This window comes from Gordonia sp. LMA484 (genome assembly GCF_058129505.1).
This window is the reverse complement of record NZ_CM176700.1, coordinates 3019816-3045817: the sequence shown is the minus strand read 5'-3', so window position 1 is coordinate 3045817 and position 26002 is coordinate 3019816. Positions and strand designations below refer to the sequence as shown.

The following is a 26002-nucleotide window of genomic DNA, read 5'->3' as shown; positions in this document are numbered from 1 at the left end:
TCCGATGCCGCTCCACCGACTCGCCGTTTGATTCGTGGGTGTTAAATCCCGTCTAACAGTCTGCTTCTGCGGGCCCGGGGACGATCCGCGCGGGTGAAACTGATCCATGGGTGCGCGTGTGCGCCCGTCTCGTCCGATCGAGTGGAGACATCATCGTGGATCATTTCGACCTCGTCGTCATCGGCTCCGGTCCGGCCGGACAGAAGGCGGCGATCGCAGCAGCGAAGCTGGGCAAACGCGCGGCGATCATCGAGCGCCGCCATATGGTCGGCGGCGTCTGCATCAACACCGGCACGATCCCGTCCAAGACGCTCCGTGAGGCTGTTCTCTATCTGACCGGCCTCAATCAGCGTGAGCTCTACGGACAGTCGTATCGGTTGAAATCGGACATCACGGTCAGCGACCTGTCCGCCCGCACGATGCACGTGGTGGGCAAAGAGATCGATGTCATCCAGAATCAGTTGGCCCGCAACAACGTCGCGATGTTCATCGGCAGCGCGCACTTCGTCGATTCACACGGGATCGCGATCGAGGACGCGACCGGCGACCTCAAGCACATCAGCGCCGACCATTTCGTGATCGCGGTCGGAACACGGCCCGCGCGACCGGCGAGCGTCGAGTTCGACGGCACCACCGTCGTCGACTCGGATCAGATCCTGTCCGTCGACCGCGTGCCCGGGTCGATGGTGGTGGTCGGGGCCGGGGTCATCGGCATCGAGTACGCGTCGATGTTCGCGGCGCTGGGGACCAAGGTGACCGTCATCGAGCAGCGTCCGACGATGCTGGACTTCTGCGACCGCGAGATCGTGGAGGCACTGCAGTATCAGTTACGTGAGCGCGGGGTCACTTTCCGCTTCGGTGAACACGTCAAGACGGTCGAGACCCATCCGTCGGGCACCCTGACCATCCTCGAGTCGGGGAAGAAGATCCCCGCGGACATGGTCCTGTACTCGGCAGGGCGACAGGGCGTGTCCGATGAACTGAAGGTGGAGGCCGCCGGGCTGACCGCCGATGCCCGGGGACGGCTGAAGGTGGACGACAACTTCCGCACGACTGTCGAGCACATCTATGCCGTGGGCGACATCATCGGTTTTCCGGCGCTGGCGGCGACCTCGATGGAACAGGGCCGCAGAGCGGCCTACCACGCATTCGACGAACCGGTCGGGGCCACCAACGAGGACCTGCAGCCGATCGGCATCTACGCCATCCCGGAGATCAGTTTCGTGGGGAAGACCGAGGACCAGCTCACCACGGCGAGCATCCCGTTCGAGGTGGGGGTGGCGCGCTATCGGGAACTTGCGCGGGGCGCCATCATGGGCGACTCGTACGGGCTGCTGAAGTTGCTGATACACGCCGAGAACCGCACGGTGCTCGGCGTCCACGCGTTCGGGAGCAACGCGGCGGAGTTGGTCCACATCGGTCAGACCGTGATGGGTCTGGCGGGGACCGTGGACTATCTCGTGGACGCCGTGTTCAACTACCCGACGCTCGCCGAGGGATACAAGGTGGCCGCACTCGACGCCGTCAACAAGATGCGGGCCATCGCCCGGGTCCGTGCCGAAGGGCATCGGCTCGACCTCGACGCGGGTACCGCCGTCCTGGGCTGACCTTGCGGCCCGGAGAGGGGCGTGGTCGACAAACGGGTCGGGCCCGGACGGTGTGATGACCGTCCGGGCCCGACCCGTCGATGGTGTCTGGATCAGCTACCGGGGACGTACTTCGGTCCGACGGTGCCGCGCACGACGATCGGTGTGTCGCGCGGGATGTTGTCGAAGACCCACTTGCCGTTCGCGGTACTCACGTTGATGCAGCCGTGGCTGACGTTGCTGCGGCCCTGCTGCTCGACCGACCAGGGTGCGGCGTGGATGAAGATGCCGTCCCACGACATGCGGGTGGCGTACTCGACGTAGGTGCGGTAGCCCTCCGCCGAGTCGACCGGTACGCCGTACGTGGACGAATCCATGTACATGTCGCGGTACTTCTCCTTGGTGTGGTAGACGCCGTTCGGGGTCGGATGCTCGTTCGATCCCATGGAGATCGGCATCGTCTTGACCTGATTGCCGTTGTGCCACCAGGTGATCTGGTGGGTGGCATCCTCGGCGAGAGCGATCCAGCCGGTCGACGTCTTCACATTCGGGATGGCCGGACCCTTGGGGGTCTCCGGTGTCGACGGAGTCGGTTTCGGCGTGGGTGTGGTGCTCTTCGGCGTCGATGGCACCCCGGGGATCTGGGGCGCACCGGGTACGTCGGGGACCTCGACCGGGGGGAGCCCGGGGATCACGGTGACGGGTGTGGCGCCGGCGGCCATGGGCAGCGTCAGCATCACGGCGGCCACACCGATGACGGTGGCCACCGCGCGTCGCGTCGCGCCGCGACGGCGACGAGAAGGCTTCGAAGTCAACACAGAGAGACCTTTGCAGTTTGAGGTACTGAAGCGCATCCCCCGGAGCGCTCAACCATCGTTACACAAACGTTGTCATCGAGCCAAAGCCGGGAAGTCGAACAAATGGCAAACGGGCGTCGATTGATCCACTCGCGGTACATATCACGTGGTGATCGGTGCCGGCAACGCGCCATTTGTGACGACGGTCACAATCGGCGCGTTGCCCGTCTGATGTGCTCCCGTTACCCCTCCGAGACCTTTTGACTCAGCAGTTACTGGGCGCCGGCAGTCCGTTGAATCGATCGGTCAGATACCCGAACGCGGGGAGGAGCCCGATCACTGCGGCCGAGAGATGGTCGGGCGACGGTGTCGCCAACCGCTGTACCTTTCGTCCGGCCCGGCAGTACCGGTTCAACGTGTAATCGATCGACGAGACCGGGATCAGGACGTCGGTCGGGCTGTGCCACTCGAAGATCGGTGTCCGCGGTAGGCCCTTGTACAGCGACAGGCTGTTCTCCTCGACCACCCGACGGGCCGCGGGGTTGTCGAAGATCGCGCGGCCGCCGATGGTGACCTGCTTGGCGTCGTGTCCGGCGCCGAGCGCCAAGATGTCGTTGGTGCACGCGTTGCGCATGCCCTGGTACATCTGCCAGCCCAGCGGTGAGAGGTACTTCAGCATCGGGATCTGCTGCGGGTACTCACGGGAGACGCCGATCGCGGCCGCGAAGGCCAGACCGAACGCCGGATGTGGAGTGCTGTAGCCGAGGCCCTCGGCCATCTTGATCAGGTTCATCGGTACACCGCCGTAGGCGGCGCCGACGATGTTCAGGTCAGGCGCATAGGTGGGGGCCAGTGCCGCCGCCCACGCGGTGGCCATCCCGCCTCCCGAGTAGCCGGCCATCCCGACTCGACTCTTGGCGACGTGCGCGGGCGTGAATCGTTGGACTGCGCGGATCCCGTCGAGGGTGATCTGCCCGCCCAGCTTGGCCGCGCCGTACGCACTGCGGGGACCGAGGTGGTCCGGGATCGCGACCGTCCAGCCGCGCTGCAGGGCCACATTGAGGCCGGGGGCCTCGCGAATCATCAGATTCGGGTCCTGGGTCCAGAGCGCCTGCGACGGCGCGCACTCGAGGCCGGTGGCGTTGATGATGTGCTGGAACGACAGCAGCGGGCCGTTGACCTTCTTGTGGTTGGGCACCAGCACGGTGGTGACCGCCGCGATCGGCTTGCCCTGGCTGTCCGATGAACGGAACTTGAGCTGGTAGGTGCGGACGTCGAAGAACGCCGGCGGATTGGGTTTGCCCCGGACCTCGATGATGTCTCCCGGCGCATACTTCGCGATGTTTCGCGGCGCGGCGTAGAAATGATCCGGTAACGGCGTCGGCAGGGCGACGTTGTCGGCGGTTGCCTCGCCGGTGCCCGCCACGACACCGCCCGCGAGGACCGTCATCGCGGCGCCGGCGGCGACCAGCCCCTTCAGTAGACGTGATCGTCGGTGTCGGGTCGGTGGTGAGCCATCGGCAAAGCGAATCGAGCGCATGATTTCCCCCAAAACAAGCAGAGCTGTCGGTTTTCACGACGGTGCTTGACCCCCAAGGCGACCATCATTCGGTTCCATCATCGACGATTCCCGCCGAAAATCAATCGCTGCGTCGGAGACGATCCCGGCCGAGGGGTGACTGCAGGCACCTGTCACTGGGCCGGGTGAGTGCACCCGCGATGGTCGACGAGGGCGACCACACGCTTATCGCGTGCCGTGCGGGGCACGCGTCGATGATCGAAAACCGGGCTCGTCAGGCGGGTTGCGGGTGCTCGGTGCGCAGGTGGCGTGCCGGTTCGGAGCAGGATTCGTCGCGGCAGACCAGCATCACGTCCACGCGGCCCGGGCCGGCGTCCGACGGTGCGACGTCCTTACGGACATAGAGATTCGCTCCGCAGCTCGGACACTTGCGCTGACTCTTGGTGTGGCTGGAAGACATGACCCCAGCCTACGCCCGAAGTGGTGTGGATCACAGTGAGTGCCACGCCGGCCGGATGTGTCGCGGCCCGGCGAAGGTGCGCTGAAGTCGTCGGCCTTCTGGACAAGAAAAAAGGTCAGAGGCAATACTGCCTCTGACCTGCTGGAGCGGGTGACGGGAATCGAACCCGCGTAGCTAGTTTGGAAGACTAGGGCTCTACCATTGAGCTACACCCGCGTGCCCGCTTCACCCGTGGGATCGCCACCGGCGTCGCGTGCGCCCAAGACTGTACCCGGTGTTCTGGAAGATCCTGAAATCGCCTCGCGTCCGCGTCGTCCGGGCCGGTCCGCGTCCGCGCGACGTTGCACCCGTTTAGGTGGTCGGCGTGGCGACACGTACTATCTTCTGTTGGCCCTGCTCTGCGTTCCATCGGTCTCCGATGAGTGCTGCGATCCGGGTCGACCGGGATGTGGCGCAGCTTGGTAGCGCATCCGCTTTGGGAGCGGAGGGTCGCAGGTTCAAATCCTGTCATCCCGACTCAGGTCAACCGACCGCGAGACTTGTCATTTACCCCGACGCAGAAATGCAGATGTTAGGAGCAGGCGTGAAGAGCACCGTCGAGCAGCTGAGCCCGACCCGAGTGAAGCTCAATGTCGAAGTCCCGTTCGAGGAGCTGTCCGGCGAGTTCGACCGGGCCTACAAGTCACTCGCCCAGCAGATCCGCATCCCGGGTTTCCGGCCGGGTAAGGCGCCGGCGAAGCTGATCGAGGCACGCGTCGGCCGGGACTCGATCCTGGCCCAGGTGGTCAATGACGCGTTGCCGTCGAAGTACTCGCAGGCCGTCGAGGAGACCGAAACCAAGGCCATCGGTCAGCCCGAGATCGATCTCGCCGACCTCGTCTACGGCGACCCCGTCTCCTTCACCGCCGAGGTCGACGTCCGCCCGGAGATCGAGCTCCCCGACTACTCGACGCTCGCCGTGCAGGTCGACGCCATCGAGGTGGACGACGCCGCGGTCGATGAGCAGCTCGACGGACTGCGCGAGCGCTTCGGCACCCTCAAGGGCGTCGACCGTGGCGCCGAGAACGGGGACTTCGTCTCGATCGATCTGGCCGCCACCGTCGACGGTGAGGCGGTCGACGAAGCCTCCACCGAGGGGCTGTCGCACGAGGTGGGTTCCGGTCAGCTGATCGAGGGCCTCGACGAAGCGCTCGTCGGGATGAAGACCGGCGAGACCAAGGAGTTCACCACCACGCTGGTCGCCGGCGATCACGCCGGTGAGGACGCCCAGGTCGCGGTGACCGTGAACTCGGTCAAGGAGCGCGAGCTGCCCGAACTCGACGACGAGTTCGCCCAGATGGCCAGCGAGTTCGACACCGTCGCGGAGCTGCGCGAGAGCATGGTCGAGCGGGTCGCACAGTCGAAGAAGATGGAACAGGCCAACGCCATCCGTGACAAGGTGCTCGAGGAGCTGCTCGAGAAGGTCGAGATCCCGCTGCCGGAGAAGATCGTCGCCGACGAGGTCGAGGGCCAGCAGCATCAGATCGTCCACGCACTGGGCCACGACGACGAGCAGGTCGCGAAGTTCCTCGAGGCCCAGGGCAAGACCCGCGAAGAGTGGGATGCCGAGGCGCGCGCGGAGGCCGAGAAGTCGGTCAAGACGCAGCTCCTGCTCGACGCGATCGCCGAGCAGCAGGAGACCGAGGTCGGTCAGGACGAGCTGACCCAGCAGATCCTGTTCCAGGCCCAGCGCTACGGCATGCAGCCGCAGGAGTTCATCCAGCAGCTGCAGAGCGCCGGCCAGGTCGGCGCCGTCTACGCCGACGTCCGGCGCGGGAAGGCACTGGCCGGGATCGTCTCGGATGTGACGGTGACCGACAGCAGCGGCGCATCCGTGGACACCGACGAGTTCTTCGGCAAGCCGGACGCCGACGACGAGTCGGACGAGAACGACGAGAGCTGAGAAGCGCCACGTAGTTGTACAGAACAGCCGGAGCCGGGTCGTCGTACCCGTCGCCGGCTGTTCTGCTCTCAGCGAAGACGGGTGTCATCGGGACTGTCCATCGGGCGGCATTGGTTAGTGTCGGTGAGGACATCGGGAGACCCGCCGTGATGAACCCGCCGTGACGGCTTCGGGGCATCACGGGAAACAGCTGGACCCGACAACGGGCGGACGCGGTAGCCACCGCACGTCACCACGACAGGCAAAGGTAGGAACAGTGAGTGAGCCGACCATCCACACACCGACGATGAGTTCGGGAGCGTCCGGGCTGAATCTGACCGATTCTGTCTTCGAACGACTCCTCCGGGAGCGCATCATCTTCCTCGGCACCCAGGTCGACGACGACATCGCGAATCGGCTGTGCGCCCAGATCTTGCTGCTCGCGGCCGAGGACCCCACGCGCGACATCAACCTCTACATCAACTCGCCCGGCGGTTCGGTCACCTCGGGTATGGCGATCTTCGACACCATGCAGCTCGCCGAATGTGATGTGGCGACCTACGCCATGGGCATGGCGGCGTCGATGGGCCAGTTCCTGCTGGCGGCCGGCACACCGGGCAAGCGGCATGCTCTGCCGCACGCGCGCATCATGATGCACCAGCCGTCGGCCGGTATCGGTGGAACGGCAGCGGACATCGCCATCCAGGCGGAGCAGTTCGCGGCCACCAAGAAGGAGATGAACCGCCTCAACGCGGAGTTCTCCGGGCAGCCGCTGGAGAAGATCGAGGCCGACGCCGACCGCGACAAGTGGTTCACGGCGCAGGAGGCCAAGGACTACGGTCTCGTCGATCACGTGGTCACGCGCGCGGCGTCGGTCACCCCGGCACCCTGAACCCTCCCTGACCATCCGTCCACGAGGCCATCTCACACATCGGAGCAGAAATTGATCAACTCATCGCTCGAGTCTCTGCCTGCCGACGTCGCCGCCGGGATTCCCGCGTCGGCGCTCGCCATGCGCAGCATCGAGGCGCGATACATCCTTCCGCAGTTCATCGAGCACACCCCGAACGGTCAGCGTCAATACGACCCTTACGCGAAGCTGTTCGAGGAGCGCATCGTGTTCGTCGGGACGCCGATCGACCAGACGGTGGCCAACGACGTGATGGCGCAGCTGCTCGTCCTCGAATCGCAGGATCCCGACCGCGACATCACGATGTACATCAATTCTCCGGGCGGCAGCGTGCCGGACATGCTCGCGATCTACGACACGATGCAGTACGTGCACTGCGACATCGTGACGGTGTGCCTGGGTGAGGCCGCCTCCGCCGCGGCCATCCTGCTGGCGGGCGGTACGCCCGGCAAGCGTGCGGCGCTGCCGAACGCGACGATCCTGATCCACCAGCCCCGTACCGGTGGTGCCTACCAGGGCCAGGTGTCCGACCTGGAGATCCAGGCCGCGGAGATCGAGCGCATCCGTAATCGGCTCGACGAGATCCTGGCGGGCCACACCGGCCAGGATCCGGCAAAGATCCGTAGCGACACCGACCGCGACAACATCCTCACCGCCGACGCGGCCAAGGAGTACGGGATCATCGACGAGGTCTTCGAGTACCGCAAGAAGTCACTCAAGAAGTCCCACCACTGACGCGTCGGCTCGCACATCGGCTCCGACACGCCGGGTCGATGTGCGTGCCGAACGTCGGCGCCGGGGTTCATCCTTGACATCTGCGCCGGTGTTGTCGCCGGTGCACGAGGTGCGCAGGTGACCTTGACAAACAGATAAACGGACGACGATCGAATCCAGGGCTGCGACATTTCCCTTATCGGTCGAAGTTCGAGCGGCACGCGGGTACCGTCGAGTTACTGGGCGACCCGATTGCCGACCGGTGACCCATGCCCGGCTGCCCGCGGAAGAGGTCCGTCGGTAGAACCGGAGCAACAAGGAAGGTGCTTACAAGAGATGGCACGAATCGGAGACGGTGGCGACCTGCTGAAGTGCTCTTTCTGTGGGAAGAGTCAGAAGCAGGTCAAGAAGCTGATCGCCGGGCCCGGTGTGTACATCTGTGATGAGTGCATCGACCTGTGCAACGAGATCATCGAGGAAGAGCTGGCCGAGAACGGCGACGTGAAACTCGACGAGCTGCCCAAGCCGGTCGAGATCCGCGACTTCCTCGAGAACTACGTCATCGGTCAGGACACCGCCAAGCGGACCCTCGCCGTCGCGGTCTACAACCATTACAAGCGCATCCAGGCGGGGGAGAAGAAGGACTCGCGCACCGGCGAGACCGTCGAGCTCGCCAAGTCGAACATCCTGATGCTGGGCCCCACCGGCTGTGGCAAGACCTACCTGGCCCAGACGTTGGCGAAGATGCTGAACGTGCCGTTCGCGATCGCCGATGCCACGGCGCTGACCGAGGCGGGCTACGTCGGTGAGGACGTCGAGAACATACTCCTCAAGCTGATCCAGGCCGCCGACTACGACGTGAAGCGCGCCGAGACCGGCATCATCTACATCGACGAGGTCGACAAGATCGCGCGCAAGAGTGAGAACCCGTCGATCACCCGCGACGTGTCCGGCGAGGGCGTGCAGCAGGCGCTGCTGAAGATCCTCGAGGGCACACAGGCGTCGGTGCCGCCGCAGGGCGGTCGTAAACATCCGCATCAGGAGTTCATCCAGATCGACACGACGAACGTCCTGTTCATCGTCGCCGGTGCGTTCGCCGGCCTCGAGAAGATCGTCTCCGAGCGAATCGGCAAGCGCGGCATCGGTTTCGGCAACGAAGTGACCAGCAAGGACGACGTCGACACCACCGATCACTTCGCCGAGGTCATGCCGGAGGATCTGATCAAGTTCGGGTTGATCCCCGAGTTCATCGGCCGCCTGCCCGTCGTCGCTTCGGTGACCAATCTGGACAAGGAATCGCTGGTCTCGATCTTGTCCCAACCGAAGAACGCGCTGGTCAAGCAGTACACGAAGCTGTTCGAGATGGACAATGTCGAGCTGGAGTTCAGCCACGACGCCCTCGAAGCCGTCGCCGATCAGGCGATCCACCGCGGCACCGGTGCACGTGGTCTGCGCGCGATCATGGAGGAAGTCCTGCTACCGGTGATGTACGACATCCCGAGCCGTGACGATGTCGAGAAGGTCGTCGTCACCGGGGAGACGGTGAGCGACAACGTGCTCCCGACCATCGTGCCCCGCAAGGACAGCCGCGACGAGCGGCGCGACAAGAGCGCCTGACCCGCGGTCGACCAACACGCAGAAATCCCGATCACACGCAGAGCATCGCGTGTGTTCGGGATTCTTGCGTGTGCCTAGGAAGATAGCTTCGCGGTGCTCGGCTCCAGTCGGATCACCACCGCCTTCGATACGGGCGTGTTCGAGCCCTTCGCGACCGAGCCCAGCGGGACCAGCGGGTTCGTCTCGGGGTAGTAGGCGGCGGCGTTGCCACGCGGTGTCGAGTACGCCACCACCTCGAATCCGTCCACACGCCGTTCCTCCAGGCCGTCGGATCCGGAGAACTCCGACACGATGTCGACGTGACCGCCGGCCCGTAGTCCCAGTTCCGCGATGTCCTCCGGGTTGAGCATGATGACCCGGCGGTTGCCCTTGATGCCGCGATAGCGATCGTCGTGCCCGTAGATCGTGGTGTTGTACTGGTCGTGACTGCGCAGCGTCTGCAGGATCAGCCGGCCGTCGGGAACCTGAACCCACTCAAGCGGATTCACCGCGAAGTTGGCACGAGCGTTCGGCGTGGCGAACTCCTGCCGATCCCGCGGCGGGTGGGGGAGCACGAATCCGTCACTGAGGCGGACGCGGATGTTGAAGTCCTCGAAACCCGGGATCACCCGGGATATGTGATCGCGGATCAGGTCGTAGTCGCGGCGCAGTTGCTGCCACGCGACGTGGTGGTCGGCGCCGAGAACTGCGGTCGCGAGATCGCAGATGATGCCCACCTCGCTGTGCAGTTCCTTCGACGCCGGGGGCAGCGAACCCCGGGACAGGTGCACCACCGACATCGAGTCCTCCACCGAGACCTGTTGTGCGACACCGTCGACGACGTCCTTGTCGGTGCGGCCGAGGGTGGGCAGGATGAGTGCGGCGCGCCCGGTGGCCAGGTGCGATTCGTTCAGTTTGGTACTGACCTGGACCGTCAACGCGCACTTGGCCAGCGCCGCCCGGGTGTACTCGGTGTCCGGAGCCGCGGACACGAAGTTGCCCCCCATCGCGAAGAACAGGCGCACCTCACCACGTGCCATCGCGCCGATGGCCGCCACCGTGTCGAAGCCGGGCCTGCGCGGGCTCGCGATGCCGAACTCGGCATCCTGGGCGGCGAGGAACTCCTCGGGCATCTTCTCGAAGATGCCCATCGTGCGGTCGCCCTGCACGTTGGAGTGCCCACGTACCGGGCACAGGCCCGCGCCGGGCTTGCCGATCATGCCGCGCAGGAGCAGCACGTTGGTGCCCTCGCCGATGGTGGCCACGGCGTGGTGATGTTGGGTCAGCCCCATCGCCCAGCACAGCACGATCCGTTCCGACGATGCGACGGCCTCGGCGAGGTCGGCGATCGTCTCGCGGGTCAATCCGGTGGCCTCGAGGATGTCGGCGAAGTCGACGTCCTCGAGCAGCCCGAGATAGTCGTCGACGCCCGCACAACGGTTGTCCAGAAAGTCGTGGTCGAACACGGTGCCGGGTGCGGCCCGCTCTGCGTCGAGGAGCAGTCGCGCGACGCCGCGGAAGAGTGCCATGTCCCCGCCGAGCCGGATCTGGAGGAAGTCGTCGGCCAGCTTCACACCGTGGCCCACGACCCCACCGATCTTCTGCGGATCCTTGAACCGCATCAAACCGGCCTCGGGGAGCGGGTTGATCGCGACGATGCGTGCGCCGTTGTGCTTGGCCTTCTCCAGCGTGGACAGCATCCGCGGATGGTTGGTCCCCGGGTTCTGCCCGGCGATGATGATCAGGTCGGCGGCCTCGAGGTCGGGGACGGTGACCGAGCCCTTGCCGATCCCGATGGAGTCGCCGAGGGCGGTCCCGGACGATTCGTGGCACATGTTGGAGCAGTCGGGGAGATTGTTGGTGCCGATGCTGCGGGCGAACAACTGATAGACGAAGGCGGCTTCGTTGCTCGTGCGTCCCGACGTGTAGAAGACGGCCTCGTCGGGGCTGGACATCGTGGTGATCTCGTCGGCGATGATGCGATTCGCCTCGCCCCAGCCGATCGGTCGGTAGTGGGTGTCGCCGGGTGCCAGGTAAACGGGGTCCGTGAGGCGTCCCTGCTGCGAGAGCCAGTAGCCGGACCGCTCACGCAGGTCGGCAACCGAGTGCGTGGCGAAGAAGTCCGGGGTGACGCGCCGTTTCGTGGCCTCCTCGGCGACCGCCTTGGCACCGTTCTCACAGAACTCCGCATGCTTGCGATGACCAGGGGTTTCCGGCCAGGCACAGCCGGGGCAGTCGAACCCGTCCCGCTGATTCAGCTTGGCGAACGTCCGGGCCGTGCGGAGCGGCCCCATCTGCTCGAACCCGCGTTGCAACGCGACCGCGACCGCCGGCACCCCCGCCGCATAGTCCTTGATGTGGCCGGTGTGGACGTCCTCCGGCTCGGTGATGGGGGTTTCGTCGCGGGACTGGCGGGCACTCATATTCACCATCTTGCCCCACGCGCCGTGACGTTCGTCGACACTGTTCCCATGGCGCAAACGGATGTAGGACAGCAGGTGGCGGGAATCGTGCTCGCGGGTGGACGTTCCCGGCGGATGGGCCGCGACAAGGCCGCGATGGACTGGGACGGGGAGCCGATGCTCGCCCGGGTCGTGCGAGTCATGGGCGAGCGTTGCCAACCCGTTTTGGTGGCCGCGGCCGAGGAATCGGCGGCCTACCAGTCGCTGTACGGGACGGGGGGTCCCGAAGCACAATGGGTCACCGATGAGATCCCCGGTACGGGACCGCTGGGTGGACTGGCGGTGGGGCTGTCGAGAGCCGCGGCGGCCGGTGCGGTGTGGGCGTTCGTCTGTGCCACCGACATGCCGTTGATCTCGGCGGACCTGGTCGACGAGCTCCTGCGTGGTGTCACCGCGTCGACGCAGGCGGTGATCGCGACCGACGCGCAGCGGGATCACCCGATGGCCGGGCTCTACCGCACGGACGCCGCGGGCATCATCGCCGATCTGACCGCGCGCGGCGAGCGGCGCATGCTCGCGGCACTGGAAGCGCTGAACACGCATCGTGTCGCGGTGAGCAACCCGGAGTGGCTCACGAACGTCAACGCGCCGGAGGACCTGCACCGGCTCCACGTGTGAGGTGGGGCGTTCCCTAAGATTGTGGGGTGACCACACCCGACCCCACCCGCGAGCTGCCGAAGTCCTGGGATCCCGCCGAGCATGAGGCACGGCTGTATCAGGACTGGGTGGACGCCGGCTACTTCACGGCCGACGCGACCAGTGACCGGCCGGCCTTCTCGATAGTCATCCCGCCACCGAACGTCAACGGCTCGTTGCACATGGGCCACGCCTACGAGCATGTGCTCATGGACGCACTGTCGCGGCGTCGTCGGATGCAGGGCTATGAGGTGTTGTGGCTGCCCGGGATGGACCACGCCGCGATCGCCATGCAGACCATGGTCGAGCGCAAGCTCGCGACCGAGGGTCTCACCCGCGACGACCTCGGCCGCGAGGCGTTCATCGAGCGGGTCTGGACCGAGAAGGCCGAGATCGGCGACAACATCGGCAACCAGATGCGTCGCCTCGGCGACGGGGTCGACTGGAGCCGCGAGCGGTTCACCATGGACGACGGGCTCTCGCGCGCCGTGCAGACGGTGTTCAAGCAGATGTACGACGACGGGCTCATCTATCGCGCCGAGCGACTGGTCAACTGGTCGCCCGTACTCAAGACGGCGATCAGCGACATCGAGGTCAGCTACGCCGATGTCGAGGGCGAGCTGGTGAGCTTCCGCTACGGCAGCCTCGATGACGATCAACCGCACATCGTGGTGGCCACCACCCGTCTGGAGACGATGCTCGGTGACACCGCCATCGCGGTGCACCCCGACGACGAACGCTATGCGCACCTGATCGGGACGGAGCTGGCGCACCCGTTCGTCGACCGCCGGATCCCGGTCATCGCCGACGATTACGTCGATCCCGAATTCGGCAGTGGCGCAGTCAAGATCACGCCCGCTCACGATCCCAACGACTTCGCGATCGGTCAGCGCCACGACCTGCCGATGCCCACCATCATGGACGCCGAGGCGCGTATCGCCGGAACCGGGACGCCGTTCGACGGGATGGACCGGTTCGAGGCGCGGGTCAAGGTGCGCGAGGCGCTCGCCGACCAGGGGCGCATCGTCAAGGAGGTCCGCCCCTACCTGCACAGTGTCGGCCATTCCGAGCGGACCGGGGAGCCGATCGAGCCGCGGCTGTCGATGCAGTGGTGGGTCAAGGTCGAGACCCTGGCGAAAGCGGCCGGCGACGCGGTCCGCAACGGCGAGACGGTCATCCATCCGACGTCGATGGAGCCGCGCTGGTTCGGCTGGGTCGACAACATGTACGACTGGTGCATCTCACGCCAGCTGTGGTGGGGTCATCGGATCCCGATCTGGTACGGCCCCGACGGCGAGATCGTCTGTGTCGGGCCCGACGACGATGTGCCCGAGGGCTATGTCCAGGAGACCGACGTCCTCGACACCTGGTTCTCGTCGGGCCTGTGGCCGTTCTCCACCCTGGGGTGGCCCGAGAAGACCACTGATCTCGAGAAGTTCTATCCGACATCGGTTCTCGTCACCGGCTACGACATCCTGTTCTTCTGGGTGGCCCGGATGATGATGTTCGGCACCTACGTCGCCCCGCAATTCGACGGCGAGAAGAAGGTGCCCTTCCACAACCTGTTCCTGCACGGCCTCGTCCGCGACGAACACGGCCGCAAGATGTCGAAGTCGAAGGGCAACGGCATCGACCCGCTGGACTGGGTCGAACGCTTCGGCGCCGACGCACTGCGTTTCACGTTGGCCCGCGGAGCGAACCCGGGCAGCGACATCTCTGTCGGCGAGGACCACGCCCAGTCGTCGCGCAACTTCGCGACGAAGCTGTTCAACGCGACGAAGTTCGCGATGATGAACGGGGCGGTACTGGGTGAGCTGCCGGACGCCACCGCGCTGACCGAGGCGGACCGATGGATACTCGGTCGGCTCGACACGGTTCTCGCCGAGGCCGATTCCGGTTTCGAGAGCTACGAGTTCTCCAAGGCCTGTGAGTCGCTGTACCACTTCGCCTGGGACGAGGTGTGCGACTGGTACCTCGAGCTCGCCAAGGTGCAGTTTGCCGAGAACGACGACGAACGTTCGCGGACGACGTCGCTGGTGCTGGGCGCCGTGCTCGACAAGCTGCTGCGCCTGTTGCACCCGGTGATGCCGTTCGTGACCGAGGTGCTGTGGAAGTCGATGACCGGTGGGGAATCGGTGGTCGTGGCTCCGTGGCCGCAGGCCGGCAGCGTCGTTGCCGACGCTGCCGCCGCCCAGCACATCGACGATCTGCAGCGCCTCATCACCGAGGTGCGACGGTTCCGGAGCGATCAGGGGCTGCGGCCGGGGCAGCGGGTGGCGGCCGAGATCGACGGACTCGACCTCGCCGGCCTCACCCCGTCCCGGCCGTACCTCGACTCGCTGGCCCGTCTCGAGAGTGCCGACGACGATTTCGCCGCCACCGCGACGATCGATGTCCGCCTCTCGGCGGCAACCGTGACGGTGCGGATCGACACATCGGGAACCGTCGATCTGGAGGCCGAGCGCAAGCGTCTGGCCAAGGATCTGGCTGCGGCCGAGAAAGAACTGTCGAGCACCACCGCCAAGCTCGGCAACGACCAGTTCCTCTCGAAGGCGCCCGAACCTGTCGTGGCGAAGATCCGGCAGCGACAGAAGGTGGCGACCGAGGAAGTCGAACGTCTCGGAGCCGCCCTCAGTGCGTTGAGCGGCTCGTGAGCCCGCGCGACATCGGCCACGGCAGCGCCGATGACGAGGACATCGACGAGATCGACCGGGACCATCTCGGCGCCGATCCCCGCGGTGATGACGATTTCGATGTCGATCCGCTCGGCGCTGCGCCGCTGCCGACCGATCTGGGGTCGCTGCTCGCCGGTCGCGGGGGCGCGCCCGACGATCTCTACGCCGACGATGCGGCCGCCGACGACGGTTACTCGGATGATCAACCCGGCGACGACGAGGACCGGCCGCCGTCGGCGGGCAACGGTCCGCATGACGACGCCGCCACGCTGGCCGAGCTCGCCGAGGTCGAGGCCGAGCTCGACACCCGCTGGCCCGAGACCAAGATCGAACCGTCCCTGACCCGGATCTCGGCCCTGATGGACCTGCTCGGGTCGCCGCAGCACGGCTATCCGGCGATCCACATCGCCGGGACCAACGGCAAGACGTCGGTGGCACGGATGATCGACGCACTGCTCACCGCACTGCATCGTCGCACCGGCCGGATCACCAGCCCGCACCTGCAGCGCGTCACCGAGCGGATCTCGGTGGACGGCAGACCGATCAGCGCCCGCACCTACATCGACACCTACCGCGAGCTGGAGCCGTACATCACGATGGTCGACGACTCGTCGACCGCGTCCGGTGGCCCGCGGATGAGCAAGTTCGAGGTGCTGACGGCGATGTCCTACGCGGTGTTCGCCGAGGCGCCGGTCGACGTTGCGGTCGTCGAGACGGGGATGGGTGGGCGTTGGGACGCGACCAACGTCATCGATGCCACGGTGGCCGTGATCACCCCGATCGCCATGGACCACGCCGACTATCTCGGCGACACCCTCGCCGCGATCGCGGGGGAGAAGGCCGGGATCATCAAGAAGGCCCGCGGTGACGACCTCGTCGCGACCGACCCCGTCACCATCATCGCGGTGCAGGAACCCGACGTGATGAACGTGTTGCTCCGACAGACCGTCGAGGCGGACACCGCTGTCGCGCGGCAGGATTCGGAGTTCACCGTCCTCGATTCGGTGACCGCGGTTGGTGGGCAGATGCTGCGGCTCCAAGGCCTCGGCGGGGTGTACGACGAGGTATACCTGCCATTGCACGGTGCCCATCAGGCGTCCAACGCCGTTCTCGCGCTCGCCGCGGTGGAGGCGTTCTTCGGCGCCGGCGCCGACCGGCAACTCGACATCGACGCCGTCCGTGCCGGGTTCGCGGCCGTCGCGAGCCCCGGCCGGCTCGAGCGGGTGCGCAGCGCGCCGACGGTCTTCATCGACGCCGCCCACAATCCACACGGCGGAACGGCGCTCGCACAGGCACTGGCCGAGGAATTCGATTTCCGGCGTCTCATCGGGGTCGTCGGCATGCTCGGGGATAAGGACGCCGAGGGCTTCCTGGAGGCCGTGGAGCCCGTGTTCGACAGCCTCGTGGTGACCAACAACGGCTCGCCCCGCGCGCTCGACACCGAGTCGCTCCTCGAGATCGCACTGCCGATCTTCGGAGAGGACCGTGTCGTCGTGAAGCCATTCCTGCCCGATGCCGTGGAAACGGCGATCGGTCTGGCCGAACAGACCGACGGCGAACCCGTTGCCGGCGCCGGTGTGGTGATCACGGGATCGGTGGTCACCGCGGGCGCGGCACGCACTTTGTTCGGCAAGGAGCCCACGTGAGCGAACCGATTCGGTACAGCCCACCCGCGACAGACCCGTGGAAGGGGCTGCGCGGAGTCATGGCCGGCACCCTCATCCTGGAGGTCATCGTCCTCGGACTGACCTTCCCGATCGTGGCGAACATAGGTTCAGGACTGTCCTGGGTCTCCGGCGGCTATCTGGGATTCCTCGTGGCGGCCCATGTCGTCGCGGCCGGACTCCAGGGCCGCAGCCATGCGCTCCGGCTCGATATCGGCCTGCAGGTCCTGGTGATCGCCGGAGGGTTCCTGCACTGGTCGATCGCGGTGATCGGCGTCATCTTCCTGTGCGTCTGGGTCTACATCGCCTACATCAAACATGATGTCGAGGTCCGGATCGCCAAGGGGATGTTGCCGGGGCAGGAACCGTTGGACGGCTGACGTGGTCCGTTCGGCAACGACGATGCCGGCTTCGGCGCCTGCAACAGGTGTTGCCCGACTGTGACCTCCCGACGCTCGCTTTTCGAGGCCCGAGACTGTGAGAATGTCGCTGCTGGGGGGCGAACAATCATCTGTGCCCTGACCCCGGTGACCATCCGTGACGTGAGGAATAGTTTGTCTGTCATCACCTGCCTTCGCCGACCCTGGGCCACCGCTGCGCTGGCGCTGACCGTCATCGGTTCGTCGTTAACCGGTGGGGTCGCCACTGCGGCGCCCACCGTGGCGCCCGAGGACCTGCCGGTTGCCGACGCACCGGTGCCTGCCGCCGACGGTGAATACAGCTACCTCGCCACCCACGACCTGACCGAGCGGGCCGCGACGATGAAGGTCCCCGATGCGATCGCGGCGTTGCCCGTGCCGCAGCAGTATCGCCCGGCGAACCTCGCGTTGGCCGCGCAGTTCGACATCGCACTTGCCGGCGCACTCAAGTCGCCGGGCGGCTGCATCCAGGTCATCGTCGATCCCAGGTCCCGATCCGGCAGCTTGTTCAACTACGGCTTCTTCGCGGTGGACGGACAGTATTGCTCGTGATCCGCGACACCCGTCGTCGAAATCGGCGGCAGTGCCGTGCTCGGTGCGCGACTCGCTAAGGTGTGCTGGTGACTGAACGGACTCTGGTACTCATCAAGCCCGACGGCGTCGCCCGCTCTCTGGTCGGCGACATCATCAGCCGGGTGGAACGCAAGGGACTCAAGCTCGTCGCCCTGGAGCTGAAGACGGTCAGCGACGAGGTGGCCCGCGGGCATTACGCCGAGCATGAGGGAAAGCCCTTCTATCCGTCCCTGCTGGAGTTCATCACCTCCGGTCCGTTGGTGGCCGCGGTCCTCGAGGGGCCCCGCGCGGTGGCGGCGTTTCGGCAGATCGCGGGTGGCACGGACCCGGTGGAGAAGGCCGTTCCCGGCACGATCCGTGGTGATTACGCCCTGAGCACACAGACCAATCTCGTGCACGGCTCGGACTCACCGGAGTCGGCCGAGCGCGAGATCGCGTTGTGGTTCCCTGACCTGGGCGTCTGACGGCGAGAGCACCCTCGGGCCTTCACCTGCGCGCTCCGGAACACCGGTCAAACGCGCGTAGTGTGCGGGGATCGACTCGCGGTGTGGGATACTTGCACAGTTGTCGGTGACACACTTTGTCCCCGCCGACCGGATGGCGCCTCTGGTATCGGTCACCCCGATTCCCGTGTCTTCCCCATCGATGTCCGGGTTGCTTCGGCAGCCGGGCAGCGGGCTTCGCGGCCCGTCCTCGATGGTGTGGAAGACACCGACCGGATGAGGTCATCAAACAACGCAAGGCGCCGCCTCGTGACCAGGAGTTCCGGGTTGCGGAGAAGGCGCGAAGACCACACAACACCGGTCCAGTGGTGACCGGGACACAGAGTGAAGCCCTCGCGTGGCCGCGTCAGCCCGACGCGCCCGGGGGCTCGAGGAGATTGAGTGACCGACAACGGGTCGCCGGCTGACGCGAACGCAGCGTCAGGATCGGCGGAAGAATTCCCCAGCAGGCTTCGAGTGCACGCCCTGGCCAGGACATTGGGCCTGACCAGCCGTCAGGTGCTGGCGCACCTCGCGGAATTGGGTATCGAGACTCGAAGCCCCCAATCCAGCATTGACCGCGAGACCGCCCAGGCCGTCGCCGCTCGGGTGCGCGAACATGTCGCGGTGGACGAAGCGGCGGTCGAGGCCGTCGAGGACGCCGCGGATACCGCCGGCGTCGAGGGCGCCGCCGACACCCCATCGGGGACCGCCCCGACGGAGGCGACCGACAAGGGCGCGCAGCCGGAGAGCACCGGACAGGCGAGCGCCGAACCGGAAAGCAGCGGACCGGAAGGCACGGGGCCGGCGAGCCCCGCAGCAGCCGAGACCCCGGCAGCCCCGGCAGCCGAGACCCCGGCAGCCCCGGCAGCCGAGACCCCGGCAGCCGAGACCCCGGCAGCCGAGGCCCCAGCAGCCGAGACCCCGGCAGCCGAGGCCCCGGCAGCCGAGACCCCGGCCGACATCGAGACACCGAGCGAGGCCTCGTCAACGGACAACCAGCCGGCGACCCCGGCCGAGTCTGCGGCGCCTCGTGCGCCGGAGGTCGGGATGCCGACGCTGTTCTCGGCCGTTGACGAAACCCAGCACTTTCCCGTTCCGTCGGCCGCGGAACCGGCGGTCACACAGCCGCTGTTCCTCTCGCCGCAGGCAGTCGAGCCGGCCGCCCGCACCGCACGGCCCGCCCAGGACACCGAGTCGGACACCGACGCCGACCGCGATGCCGAGAGTTCGGACGACGACGAGTCGTCCGGTGGCGGAGAGCGCTCCTCGCGCCGGCGTCGTCGGGGCCGTCGGGGTCGCGGTCGCGGTCGCGGAGATCAAGCAGACGCGGGCGCGGATGATTCCGACGACGAGTCCGACGACGCGCAGGGCACCGACGAGGCAGGCTCCACGCGGCCGTCCGGCAAAAAGGGCAAGAAGCCCAAGGGTCGGGATGCCAAGGACGACTCCACCGAGTCCGACGCGGATACGGACAAGGTCACCTCGGACAAGGCGGGCAAGGACAAGCGCACCAAGGGTGGCGAGTCCGACGACGCCGACCAGGACGGCGAAGCCGGGTCCGAGGCGGAGGGCGCCGAGGACGGCGACTCCGATTCGGCCGACGACGGTGACGCTTCGTCGTCGAAGCGGCGGCGCCGACGCCGCCGTCGCAAGGGCGGCGGCGAGCCCGAGGACAGCTCTCCCGACGATCCGCCGAACACCGTTGTTCACGAGCGTGAGCCGCGGAGCAAGAAGGCGCGCGACGAGGTCCAGGGGATCTCGGGTTCGACCAGACTGGAGGCCAAGCGCCAGCGGCGTCGTGACGGACGCGACGCGGGCCGTCGGCGGCCGCCGATCCTGAGTGAATCGGAGTTCCTGGCCCGCCGCGAGGCGGTCGACCGCGTGATGGTGGTCCGCGAACGCAGCGCCAACAGCTCGATCTCGCCGGGCGCGAACTCGTCCGACCGGAACGACGATGCGGCGCCGATCGAGGACTACACGCAGGTGGCGGTGCTCGAGGACGGTGTCCTGGTCGAACACTTCGTGACCACCGCGACGTCCTCGTCGATGGTCGGCAACATCTACCTCGGCCGCGTGCAGAACGTGCTGCCGGGCATGGAAGCCGCGTTCGTGGACATCGGCCGCGGCCGGAACGGTGTGCTCTACGCCGGCGAGGTCAACTGGGATGCCGCCGGACTCGATGGTGGGTCGCGCAAGATCGAGCAGGCTCTGAAGCCCGGCGACAACGTGCTGGTGCAGGTCAGCAAGGACCCGGTCGGTCACAAGGGCGCCCGCCTCACCACCCAGATCTCCCTCGCCGGCCGCTACCTGGTGTATGTGCCGGGTGGTTCCTCCACCGGAATCAGCCGCAAGCTGCCCGATGTCGAGCGCAAGCGGCTCAAGAGCATCCTCGGCAAGCTCGTTCCCGAGGACGCGGGGGTGATCATCCGCACCGCGTCCGAAGGCGTCAGCGCCGAGGACCTCGCCGCCGACATCGAGCGCCTCGAGGGTCAGTGGAAGTCCATCGACACCGCGGTCGGGAAGGCGAAGAGCTCGGGCTCGAACGCGCCGCAGGCACTGTATGAGGAGCCCGACCTGCTGGTCCGCGTGGTGCGCGACCTGTTCAACGAGGACTTCAAGAAGCTGGTCGTCGAAGGCCACAAGGCCTGGGATCTCGTGGAGCGCTACATCAGCGCGGTCGCGCCGGACCTGATGGATCGTGTCGAGCGTTTCGAGAAGGCGCACGCGGATGCACCGGACTCGTTCGTGGTGCATCGCATCGACGAGCAGCTGGCCAAGGCGCTGGATCGCAAGGTGTGGTTGCCGTCGGGCGGCACCCTGATCATCGAGCACACCGAGGCCATGACGGTCGTCGACGTCAACACGGGCAAGTTCACCGGTTCGGGTGGCAACCTCGAGGAGACGGTCACCCGCAACAACCTGGAGGCGGCCGAGGAGATCGTGCGGCAGATGCGGCTGCGCGACATCGGCGGCATGATCATCGTCGACTTCATCGACATGGTCCTCGAGTCCAACCGTGACCTCGTCCTGCGACGGCTCACCGAGGCGCTCGCACGCGACCGGACCCGTCACCAGGTGTCCGAGGTGACCTCGCTCGGCCTGGTGCAGATGACGCGCAAGCGTCTCGGCACCGGTCTGCTGGAGGCGTTCTCGACCCCGTGCGCCCATTGCGGTGGCCGCGGCATCGTGGTGCACGCGAATCCGGTGGAGATCCGTCAGGACGATGTGTCGCAGGGCGACGGCGGCGGCTCGAAGCGGTCACGGCGAAACCGCCGTAAGGCCGAGCCGGCAGCCGAAGCCCACAAGCCGGCTCACAATCCGGCCGAGCATCCGATGTTCCGGGCGATGGCCGCACACGCACACGATCACGATCACGACGGCGAACACGACTACGAGGCCACTGGCGATCACGAGCCCGACAAGGCCCACGAGCCCGACAAGGCCCACGAGCCCGACAAGGCCCACGAGCCGGAGAAGGCTTCGCGCGAGCCCGGCAAGTCTCGCGGCGAGGCGAAGAAGTCGACCGAGACCGAGAAATCGTCGGGCCTCCCGGAGAAGGCCGCTGCTCAGGCCGAGTCGTCGAGCCGGCCCGAGACGGCGCCGAGCGAGACCACGGAGCCGTCGGCCGAGCCCGCGGAGTCGCCGAGCCGGCCGGAGACGTCGACCGCGCCCGATGGGGGCGCTACAGCACGCCGTCGACGTCGAGTCGTGCGGCAGGCGGCGGCGCCGCCGGTGTCATCCCAACCGGTGGTGATGACCGCTGACGGAGGAGCGAAGTCCGCTCCGTTGACGACGTTCGGACCTACCGGCCAGACGACCTCCACCGAGGCGGCGGTGGCCGTGCGGCGTCGGCCGCGCCGACGCACCGCGGGCCGCCCGGCCGGGCCACCACCCGGCGAGGAGTGAACGACCAGGCCAACGAGCAGGTCGGGCCCGGTGTCGGTGAGTTTGACCCGACCGGCGGCGGTCCCGTAATCTTGATTGGTCGCCTTCGGCGGAGGGTTCTCGCTGTGCCCGGAACATCCAGGTCACCCTGGATCGCACCGCTGCGCCGCGTGAAACCCGTCGACAGGCTCTCTGGTGTGATCCGCAGTGACTCCCCGGCCCAGTCCGCGGGACCGTCTGCGGCCCACACCAGGAACGCACCACCCACACACCCGCGGTGCGCCAACCAGCGCCGTGGGTCCGACAGACGAGTTAAAGAGGACAGCTTCGATGGCAACGTACGCGATCGTCAAGACCGGCGGTAAGCAGTACAAGGTCGCTGAGGGCGACATTGTGAAGGTCGAGAAGATCGACAGCGAGCCCGGCACCAGCGTGAGCCTGCCGGTGGCGTTGGTCGTCGACGGCTCCGACCTCACCACAGATGCGGACAAGCTCGCGAAGATCTCGGTGACCGGTGAGGTCGTCGAGCATGTCAAGGGCCCCAAGATCCGCATCCACAAGTTCAAGAACAAGACCGGCTACCACAAGCGCCAGGGTCACCGTCAGAAGCTGACGGTCCTCAAGGTCACCGGCATCAAGTAATCAACCCATGGGGCACGCCCCGTGGCCCCATCAGCCTTAGTACTGCCAGGAGGACTGCAGAGATGGCACACAAGAAGGGCGCGTCCAGCTCGCGCAACGGTCGTGATTCCAACGCCAAGCGCCTCGGCGTGAAGCGTTTCGGTGGTCAGCAGGTCAGCGCCGGAGAGATCCTGGTCCGCCAGCGCGGCACCAAGTTCCACCCGGGCGTCAACGTCGGTCGCGGTGGCGACGACACCCTGTTCGCCCTGGCGACGGGCTCGGTCGAATTCGGCACCAAGCGTGGCCGCAAGACGGTGAACATCGTCCCGGAGACCGCGTCGGTCTGACCGGACGCCGGCACCGTGGCGACTACCCACTTCGCGTGGACGTCGTCGCAGCAGAGCTCTACACAGGGCGGGCAGGGTCTTGATGAACCCTCCCGCCCTGTTTGTTTTTTCAGAGAGGAAGTACACCGATGTCTCGGTTCGTCGACCGCGTGACGATCCACGTCGCGGCGGGTAACGGCGGCCACGGCTGCTCGTCGGTCCACCGCGAGAAGTTCAAGCCGCTCGGCGGGCCCGACGGGGGCAACGGGGGCAACGGGGGGTCCGTTCGTCTCGTGGTGGACCCGCAGGTGCACACCCTGCTCGACTTCCACTTCCGGCCGCACGCCAAAGCGTCCAACGGCAAGCCCGGGATGGGTGACAATCGCGACGGCGCGATGGGTGAGGACCTGGTGCTGAAGGTGCCGGACGGCACCGTCATCCTCGACGGCGATGGCTCGATCCTCGCCGATCTGGTCGGTGAGGGTACGACCTTCGAGGCCGCACAGGGTGGCCGTGGCGGCCTGGGCAATGCGTCCCTCGCGTCGAAGGCACGCAAGGCGCCGGGCTTCGCCCTGCTCGGTGAGGAGGGCCAGCATCGGGACCTGGTTCTCGAACTGAAATCCGTCGCCGACGTCGGGCTGGTCGGCTTCCCGTCCGCCGGGAAATCCTCGCTCGTGTCGGTCCTGTCGGCTGCCAAACCAAAGATCGCGGACTATCCCTTCACCACACTCGCCCCGAACCTCGGTGTCGTGCAGACCGCCGGTGACGTGTTCACCATCGCCGACGTCCCCGGACTGATCCCCGGCGCGTCGACCGGCCGTGGACTCGGACTCGAGTTCCTGCGGCACCTCGAGCGATGCGCGGTGCTGGCCCACGTCGTCGATTGCGCGACCCTCGAGCCCGGCCGTGACCCGATCTCCGACATCGACGCACTCGAGGCGGAGCTCGCGGCCTATCAGCCGGCCCTCGACACCGACCACGGCCTCGGCGATCTCGCCGAGCGGCCCCGGGTGATCATCCTCAACAAGATCGACGTCCCCGACGCGGCCGAGCTCGCCGATTTCGTCGAACCCGAACTTGCGCAACGTGGCTGGCCCATCTTCCGGATATCGGCAGTGGCCCACGAGGGCCTGCGGGAACTGACCTTCGCCCTGGCCCGCATGGTGGCGGAGTACCGCGAGAGCCATCCGAAGCCGCAGCGCCGTAGGCAGGTGATCCGCCCCAAGGCCATCGACGAGGCCGAGTTCACGGTGTCGCCGGACCCCGAGTCCGACGGCGGGTTCATCGTGCGCGGAACGAGGCCCGAACGGTGGATCGCGCAGACCCAGTTCGACAATGACGAGGCCGTCGGTTACCTCGCGGACCGACTGAACCGGCTCGGGGTCGAAGACGAGCTCGTCAAGCTCGGCGCTCAGCCCGGCGCGCCGGTGACCATCGGCGACGTGACCTTCGACTGGGAGCCCTCGACACCGATGGGTGACGATGTACCGGTCACCGGCCGCGGCACCGACGTCCGGCTCGATCGCAACGAGCGTATCGGCGCAGCCGAGCGCAAGCAGGCCCGGCGGTTGCGCCGCGGATTGCCCGACCTCGGCGAGGAGACCGAACGGGAGCTCCCGTGAGCGACGTCCGGGAGCGGATCGCCCGTGCCCGCAGCATCGTCGTGAAGATCGGGTCGTCGGCGCTCACCGATCTGCACGACGGTCTGGACCGCACCCGACTCGACCGTCTCGCCGACGCGCTGGAAGCGCGGATGCGCGCCGGCTCCGATGTCATCGTGGTGTCGTCCGGTGCGATCGGAGCGGGAATCGCACCGTTGGGCCTGAAGAAGCGGCCGACGGATCTCGCCACCAAGCAGGCCGCGGCCAGTGTCGGTCAGCTGGCGTTGGCGCATGCGTGGGGGACATCGTTCCACCGCTATGGGCGCACCGTCGGCCAGGTGTTGCTGACCGCGGACGACATCTCGAACCGCGCGCACCACGCCAACGCCCAACGGACGCTGGATCGTCTGCGTTCACTGGGCGCGGTGGCCGTCGTGAACGAGAACGACACGGTGGCGACCACGGAGATCCGGTTCGGCGACAACGATCGCCTCGCCGCGCTGGTCGCGCACCTTGCCGGGGCCGATGCCCTCGTCCTTCTGTCTGATGTCGACGGACTCTACGACGGCGACCCGCGCAAGGTCGGCGCCGATGGCCGCCGGGCACGCCTGATTCCGGAAGTGCACGGACCTGAAGACCTCGACGGCGTCATCGCCGGTTCGGGTGGCGCGCTGGGCACCGGCGGGATGGCGTCCAAACTCGCCGCTGCGCGGTTGTCGGCGGATGCCGGAGTGCCGGTGCTGCTCGCCTCCGCCGACAAGGCCGCACAGGCATTGGCGGACGCGTCGGTCGGGACGGTGTTCGCCGGGCGCGATGAACGACTGTCGGCGCGACGCTTCTGGGTACGGCACGCCGCGGATGCCCGCGGTCGGCTCGTGCTCGACGACGGTGCCGTCAAGGCGGTCGCGGAGCGCCGCCGATCATTGCTGCCGGCCGGGATCGTCAGCGTCGACGGCCGTTTCTACGCCGGCGACGTGGTGGAACTCGTCGAGCCGTCGGGTTCGGTGCGCGCACGTGGCGTCGTCGCCTACGACTCCGACGACATCTCGTTGATGGCCGGCCGGTCCACCTCCGCGCTGCCCGCCGATCTTCGCCGTCCGGTCATCCACGCCGACGACCTCGTGGCCATCTGATCATCGCCGGGCGCCTCGT

Annotated in this window: 20 protein-coding genes and 2 tRNA genes; 17 read left to right on the top strand and 5 right to left on the bottom strand. The window is 66.9% G+C overall.

All coding sequences use genetic code 11. The features are described 5' to 3' along the window. Nucleotides 1-155: 155 nt before the first annotated feature. On the top strand, nucleotides 156-1607 hold the full coding sequence (sthA, locus tag AC4AMJ_RS13420; RefSeq protein ID WP_489894236.1) for a Si-specific NAD(P)(+) transhydrogenase: 1452 nt from the start codon (nucleotides 156-158) through the stop codon (nucleotides 1605-1607). Nucleotides 1608-1699: 92 nt separating this feature from the next. Here the strand turns inward: sthA and AC4AMJ_RS13415 are convergent, their stop codons facing one another. The 4 genes from AC4AMJ_RS13415 to AC4AMJ_RS13400 form a co-directional block, all read right to left on the bottom strand. Then, on the bottom strand, nucleotides 1700-2440 hold the full coding sequence (locus AC4AMJ_RS13415; RefSeq protein ID WP_489918266.1) for a L,D-transpeptidase: 741 nt from the start codon (nucleotides 2438-2440) through the stop codon (nucleotides 1700-1702). Nucleotides 2441-2648: 208 nt separating this feature from the next. Next, entirely contained in the window at nucleotides 2649-3833 is a 1185-nt protein-coding gene (locus AC4AMJ_RS13410) for a lipase family protein (RefSeq protein ID WP_489900831.1), read from the bottom strand. A 343-nt stretch (nucleotides 3834-4176) separates the two neighbouring features. Beyond that, the gene (locus tag AC4AMJ_RS13405; RefSeq protein ID WP_489894240.1) at nucleotides 4177-4362 is read right to left on the bottom strand and encodes a hypothetical protein; all 186 of its coding nucleotides are present in this window, start codon (nucleotides 4360-4362) and stop codon (nucleotides 4177-4179) included. Between the two features lie 142 nt (nucleotides 4363-4504). Continuing rightward, a tRNA-Gly gene (locus tag AC4AMJ_RS13400) sits at nucleotides 4505-4578 on the bottom strand. A gap of 226 nt (nucleotides 4579-4804) precedes the next feature. Here AC4AMJ_RS13400 and AC4AMJ_RS13395 point away from each other — a divergent pair. The 5 genes from AC4AMJ_RS13395 (at nucleotide 4805) to clpX (ending at nucleotide 9524) form a co-directional block, all read left to right on the top strand. Continuing rightward, a tRNA-Pro gene (locus AC4AMJ_RS13395) sits at nucleotides 4805-4878 on the top strand. A gap of 67 nt (nucleotides 4879-4945) precedes the next feature. After that, on the top strand, nucleotides 4946-6304 hold the full coding sequence (tig, locus tag AC4AMJ_RS13390) for a trigger factor (RefSeq protein ID WP_489894419.1): 1359 nt from the start codon (nucleotides 4946-4948) through the stop codon (nucleotides 6302-6304). A 256-nt stretch (nucleotides 6305-6560) separates the two neighbouring features. After that, nucleotides 6561-7175 carry an ATP-dependent Clp protease proteolytic subunit gene (locus AC4AMJ_RS13385; RefSeq protein WP_489894421.1) on the top strand — a complete coding sequence of 205 codons (615 nt, stop codon included), beginning with the start codon at nucleotides 6561-6563 and terminating at the stop codon, nucleotides 7173-7175. 51 nt (nucleotides 7176-7226) lie between these two features. Next, a complete protein-coding gene (locus AC4AMJ_RS13380) occupies nucleotides 7227-7928 on the top strand; it encodes an ATP-dependent Clp protease proteolytic subunit (protein ID WP_489894423.1) in 702 nt (233 codons plus the stop codon). A 315-nt stretch (nucleotides 7929-8243) separates the two neighbouring features. Then, nucleotides 8244-9524 (top strand): ATP-dependent Clp protease ATP-binding subunit ClpX, encoded by a 1281-nt coding sequence (gene clpX / locus AC4AMJ_RS13375; protein ID WP_489894425.1) that lies wholly within the window; start codon nucleotides 8244-8246, stop codon nucleotides 9522-9524. A 74-nt stretch (nucleotides 9525-9598) separates the two neighbouring features. Here clpX and AC4AMJ_RS13370 read toward each other — a convergent pair whose 3' ends face one another. After that, nucleotides 9599-11926 (bottom strand): FdhF/YdeP family oxidoreductase, encoded by a 2328-nt coding sequence (locus tag AC4AMJ_RS13370; protein WP_489918265.1) that lies wholly within the window; start codon nucleotides 11924-11926, stop codon nucleotides 9599-9601. Nucleotides 11927-11974: 48 nt separating this feature from the next. Here AC4AMJ_RS13370 and mobA point away from each other — a divergent pair, with 48 nt between their 5' ends. The 11 genes from mobA to proB all read left to right on the top strand — a co-directional run bounded on the left by mobA (nucleotide 11975) and on the right by proB (nucleotide 25983). After that, nucleotides 11975-12583, top strand: coding sequence for a molybdenum cofactor guanylyltransferase (gene mobA / locus AC4AMJ_RS13365; protein WP_489894429.1), 609 nt, complete (start codon nucleotides 11975-11977; stop codon nucleotides 12581-12583). 26 nt (nucleotides 12584-12609) lie between these two features. Continuing rightward, nucleotides 12610-15255 carry a valine--tRNA ligase gene (locus tag AC4AMJ_RS13360; protein WP_489918264.1) on the top strand — a complete coding sequence of 882 codons (2646 nt, stop codon included), beginning with the start codon at nucleotides 12610-12612 and terminating at the stop codon, nucleotides 15253-15255. A 146-nt stretch (nucleotides 15256-15401) separates the two neighbouring features. Continuing rightward, on the top strand, nucleotides 15402-16922 hold the full coding sequence (gene folC / locus AC4AMJ_RS13355; protein ID WP_489918425.1) for a bifunctional tetrahydrofolate synthase/dihydrofolate synthase: 1521 nt from the start codon (nucleotides 15402-15404) through the stop codon (nucleotides 16920-16922). Nucleotides 16923-16981: 59 nt separating this feature from the next. After that, nucleotides 16982-17320, top strand: a complete 339-nt coding sequence (locus AC4AMJ_RS13350) for a DUF4233 domain-containing protein (protein ID WP_489900837.1) — start codon at nucleotides 16982-16984, stop codon at nucleotides 17318-17320. A 162-nt stretch (nucleotides 17321-17482) separates the two neighbouring features. Next, nucleotides 17483-17911, top strand: coding sequence for a hypothetical protein (locus AC4AMJ_RS13345; protein WP_489918263.1), 429 nt, complete (start codon nucleotides 17483-17485; stop codon nucleotides 17909-17911). A 68-nt stretch (nucleotides 17912-17979) separates the two neighbouring features. Next, nucleotides 17980-18396 carry a nucleoside-diphosphate kinase gene (gene ndk, locus AC4AMJ_RS13340; protein ID WP_489894435.1) on the top strand — a complete coding sequence of 139 codons (417 nt, stop codon included), beginning with the start codon at nucleotides 17980-17982 and terminating at the stop codon, nucleotides 18394-18396. Nucleotides 18397-18816: 420 nt separating this feature from the next. After that, a complete protein-coding gene (locus tag AC4AMJ_RS13335) occupies nucleotides 18817-22323 on the top strand; it encodes a translation initiation factor IF-2 N-terminal domain-containing protein (protein WP_489918262.1) in 3507 nt (1168 codons plus the stop codon). A 309-nt stretch (nucleotides 22324-22632) separates the two neighbouring features. Next, a complete protein-coding gene (rplU, locus tag AC4AMJ_RS13330) occupies nucleotides 22633-22944 on the top strand; it encodes a 50S ribosomal protein L21 (protein WP_489894439.1) in 312 nt (103 codons plus the stop codon). A 62-nt stretch (nucleotides 22945-23006) separates the two neighbouring features. After that, nucleotides 23007-23270, top strand: a complete 264-nt coding sequence (gene rpmA, locus AC4AMJ_RS13325; RefSeq protein ID WP_489894441.1) for a 50S ribosomal protein L27 — start codon at nucleotides 23007-23009, stop codon at nucleotides 23268-23270. Nucleotides 23271-23398: 128 nt separating this feature from the next. Continuing rightward, on the top strand, nucleotides 23399-24871 hold the full coding sequence (obgE, locus tag AC4AMJ_RS13320; protein WP_489918261.1) for a GTPase ObgE: 1473 nt from the start codon (nucleotides 23399-23401) through the stop codon (nucleotides 24869-24871). Next, on the top strand, nucleotides 24868-25983 hold the full coding sequence (gene proB, locus AC4AMJ_RS13315; RefSeq protein ID WP_489918260.1) for a glutamate 5-kinase: 1116 nt from the start codon (nucleotides 24868-24870) through the stop codon (nucleotides 25981-25983). Before obgE ends, proB begins: the two co-directional genes overlap by 4 nt. Nucleotides 25984-26002: the final 19 nt, after the last annotated feature.

What these genes read in the sequence shown, in the direction of transcription:
- AC4AMJ_RS13415 (WP_489918266.1), bottom strand. Translation starts at nt 2,440, where the DNA reads ATGCGCTTCAGTACCTCAAACTGCAAAGGTCTCTCTGTGTTGACTTCG.
- AC4AMJ_RS13410 (WP_489900831.1), bottom strand. Translation starts at nt 3,833, where the DNA reads ATGACGGTCCTCGCGGGCGGTGTCGTGGCGGGCACCGGCGAGGCAACC.
- AC4AMJ_RS13405 (WP_489894240.1), bottom strand. Translation starts at nt 4,362, where the DNA reads ATGTCTTCCAGCCACACCAAGAGTCAGCGCAAGTGTCCGAGCTGCGGA.
- clpX (WP_489894425.1), top strand. Translation starts at nt 8,244, where the DNA reads ATGGCACGAATCGGAGACGGTGGCGACCTGCTGAAGTGCTCTTTCTGT.
- AC4AMJ_RS13370 (WP_489918265.1), bottom strand. Translation starts at nt 11,926, where the DNA reads ATGAGTGCCCGCCAGTCCCGCGACGAAACCCCCATCACCGAGCCGGAG.
- mobA (WP_489894429.1), top strand. Translation starts at nt 11,975, where the DNA reads ATGGCGCAAACGGATGTAGGACAGCAGGTGGCGGGAATCGTGCTCGCG.
- AC4AMJ_RS13350 (WP_489900837.1), top strand. Translation starts at nt 16,982, where the DNA reads ATGGCCGGCACCCTCATCCTGGAGGTCATCGTCCTCGGACTGACCTTC.
- rplU (WP_489894439.1), top strand. Translation starts at nt 22,633, where the DNA reads ATGGCAACGTACGCGATCGTCAAGACCGGCGGTAAGCAGTACAAGGTC.
- rpmA (WP_489894441.1), top strand. Translation starts at nt 23,007, where the DNA reads ATGGCACACAAGAAGGGCGCGTCCAGCTCGCGCAACGGTCGTGATTCC.
- obgE (WP_489918261.1), top strand. Translation starts at nt 23,399, where the DNA reads ATGTCTCGGTTCGTCGACCGCGTGACGATCCACGTCGCGGCGGGTAAC.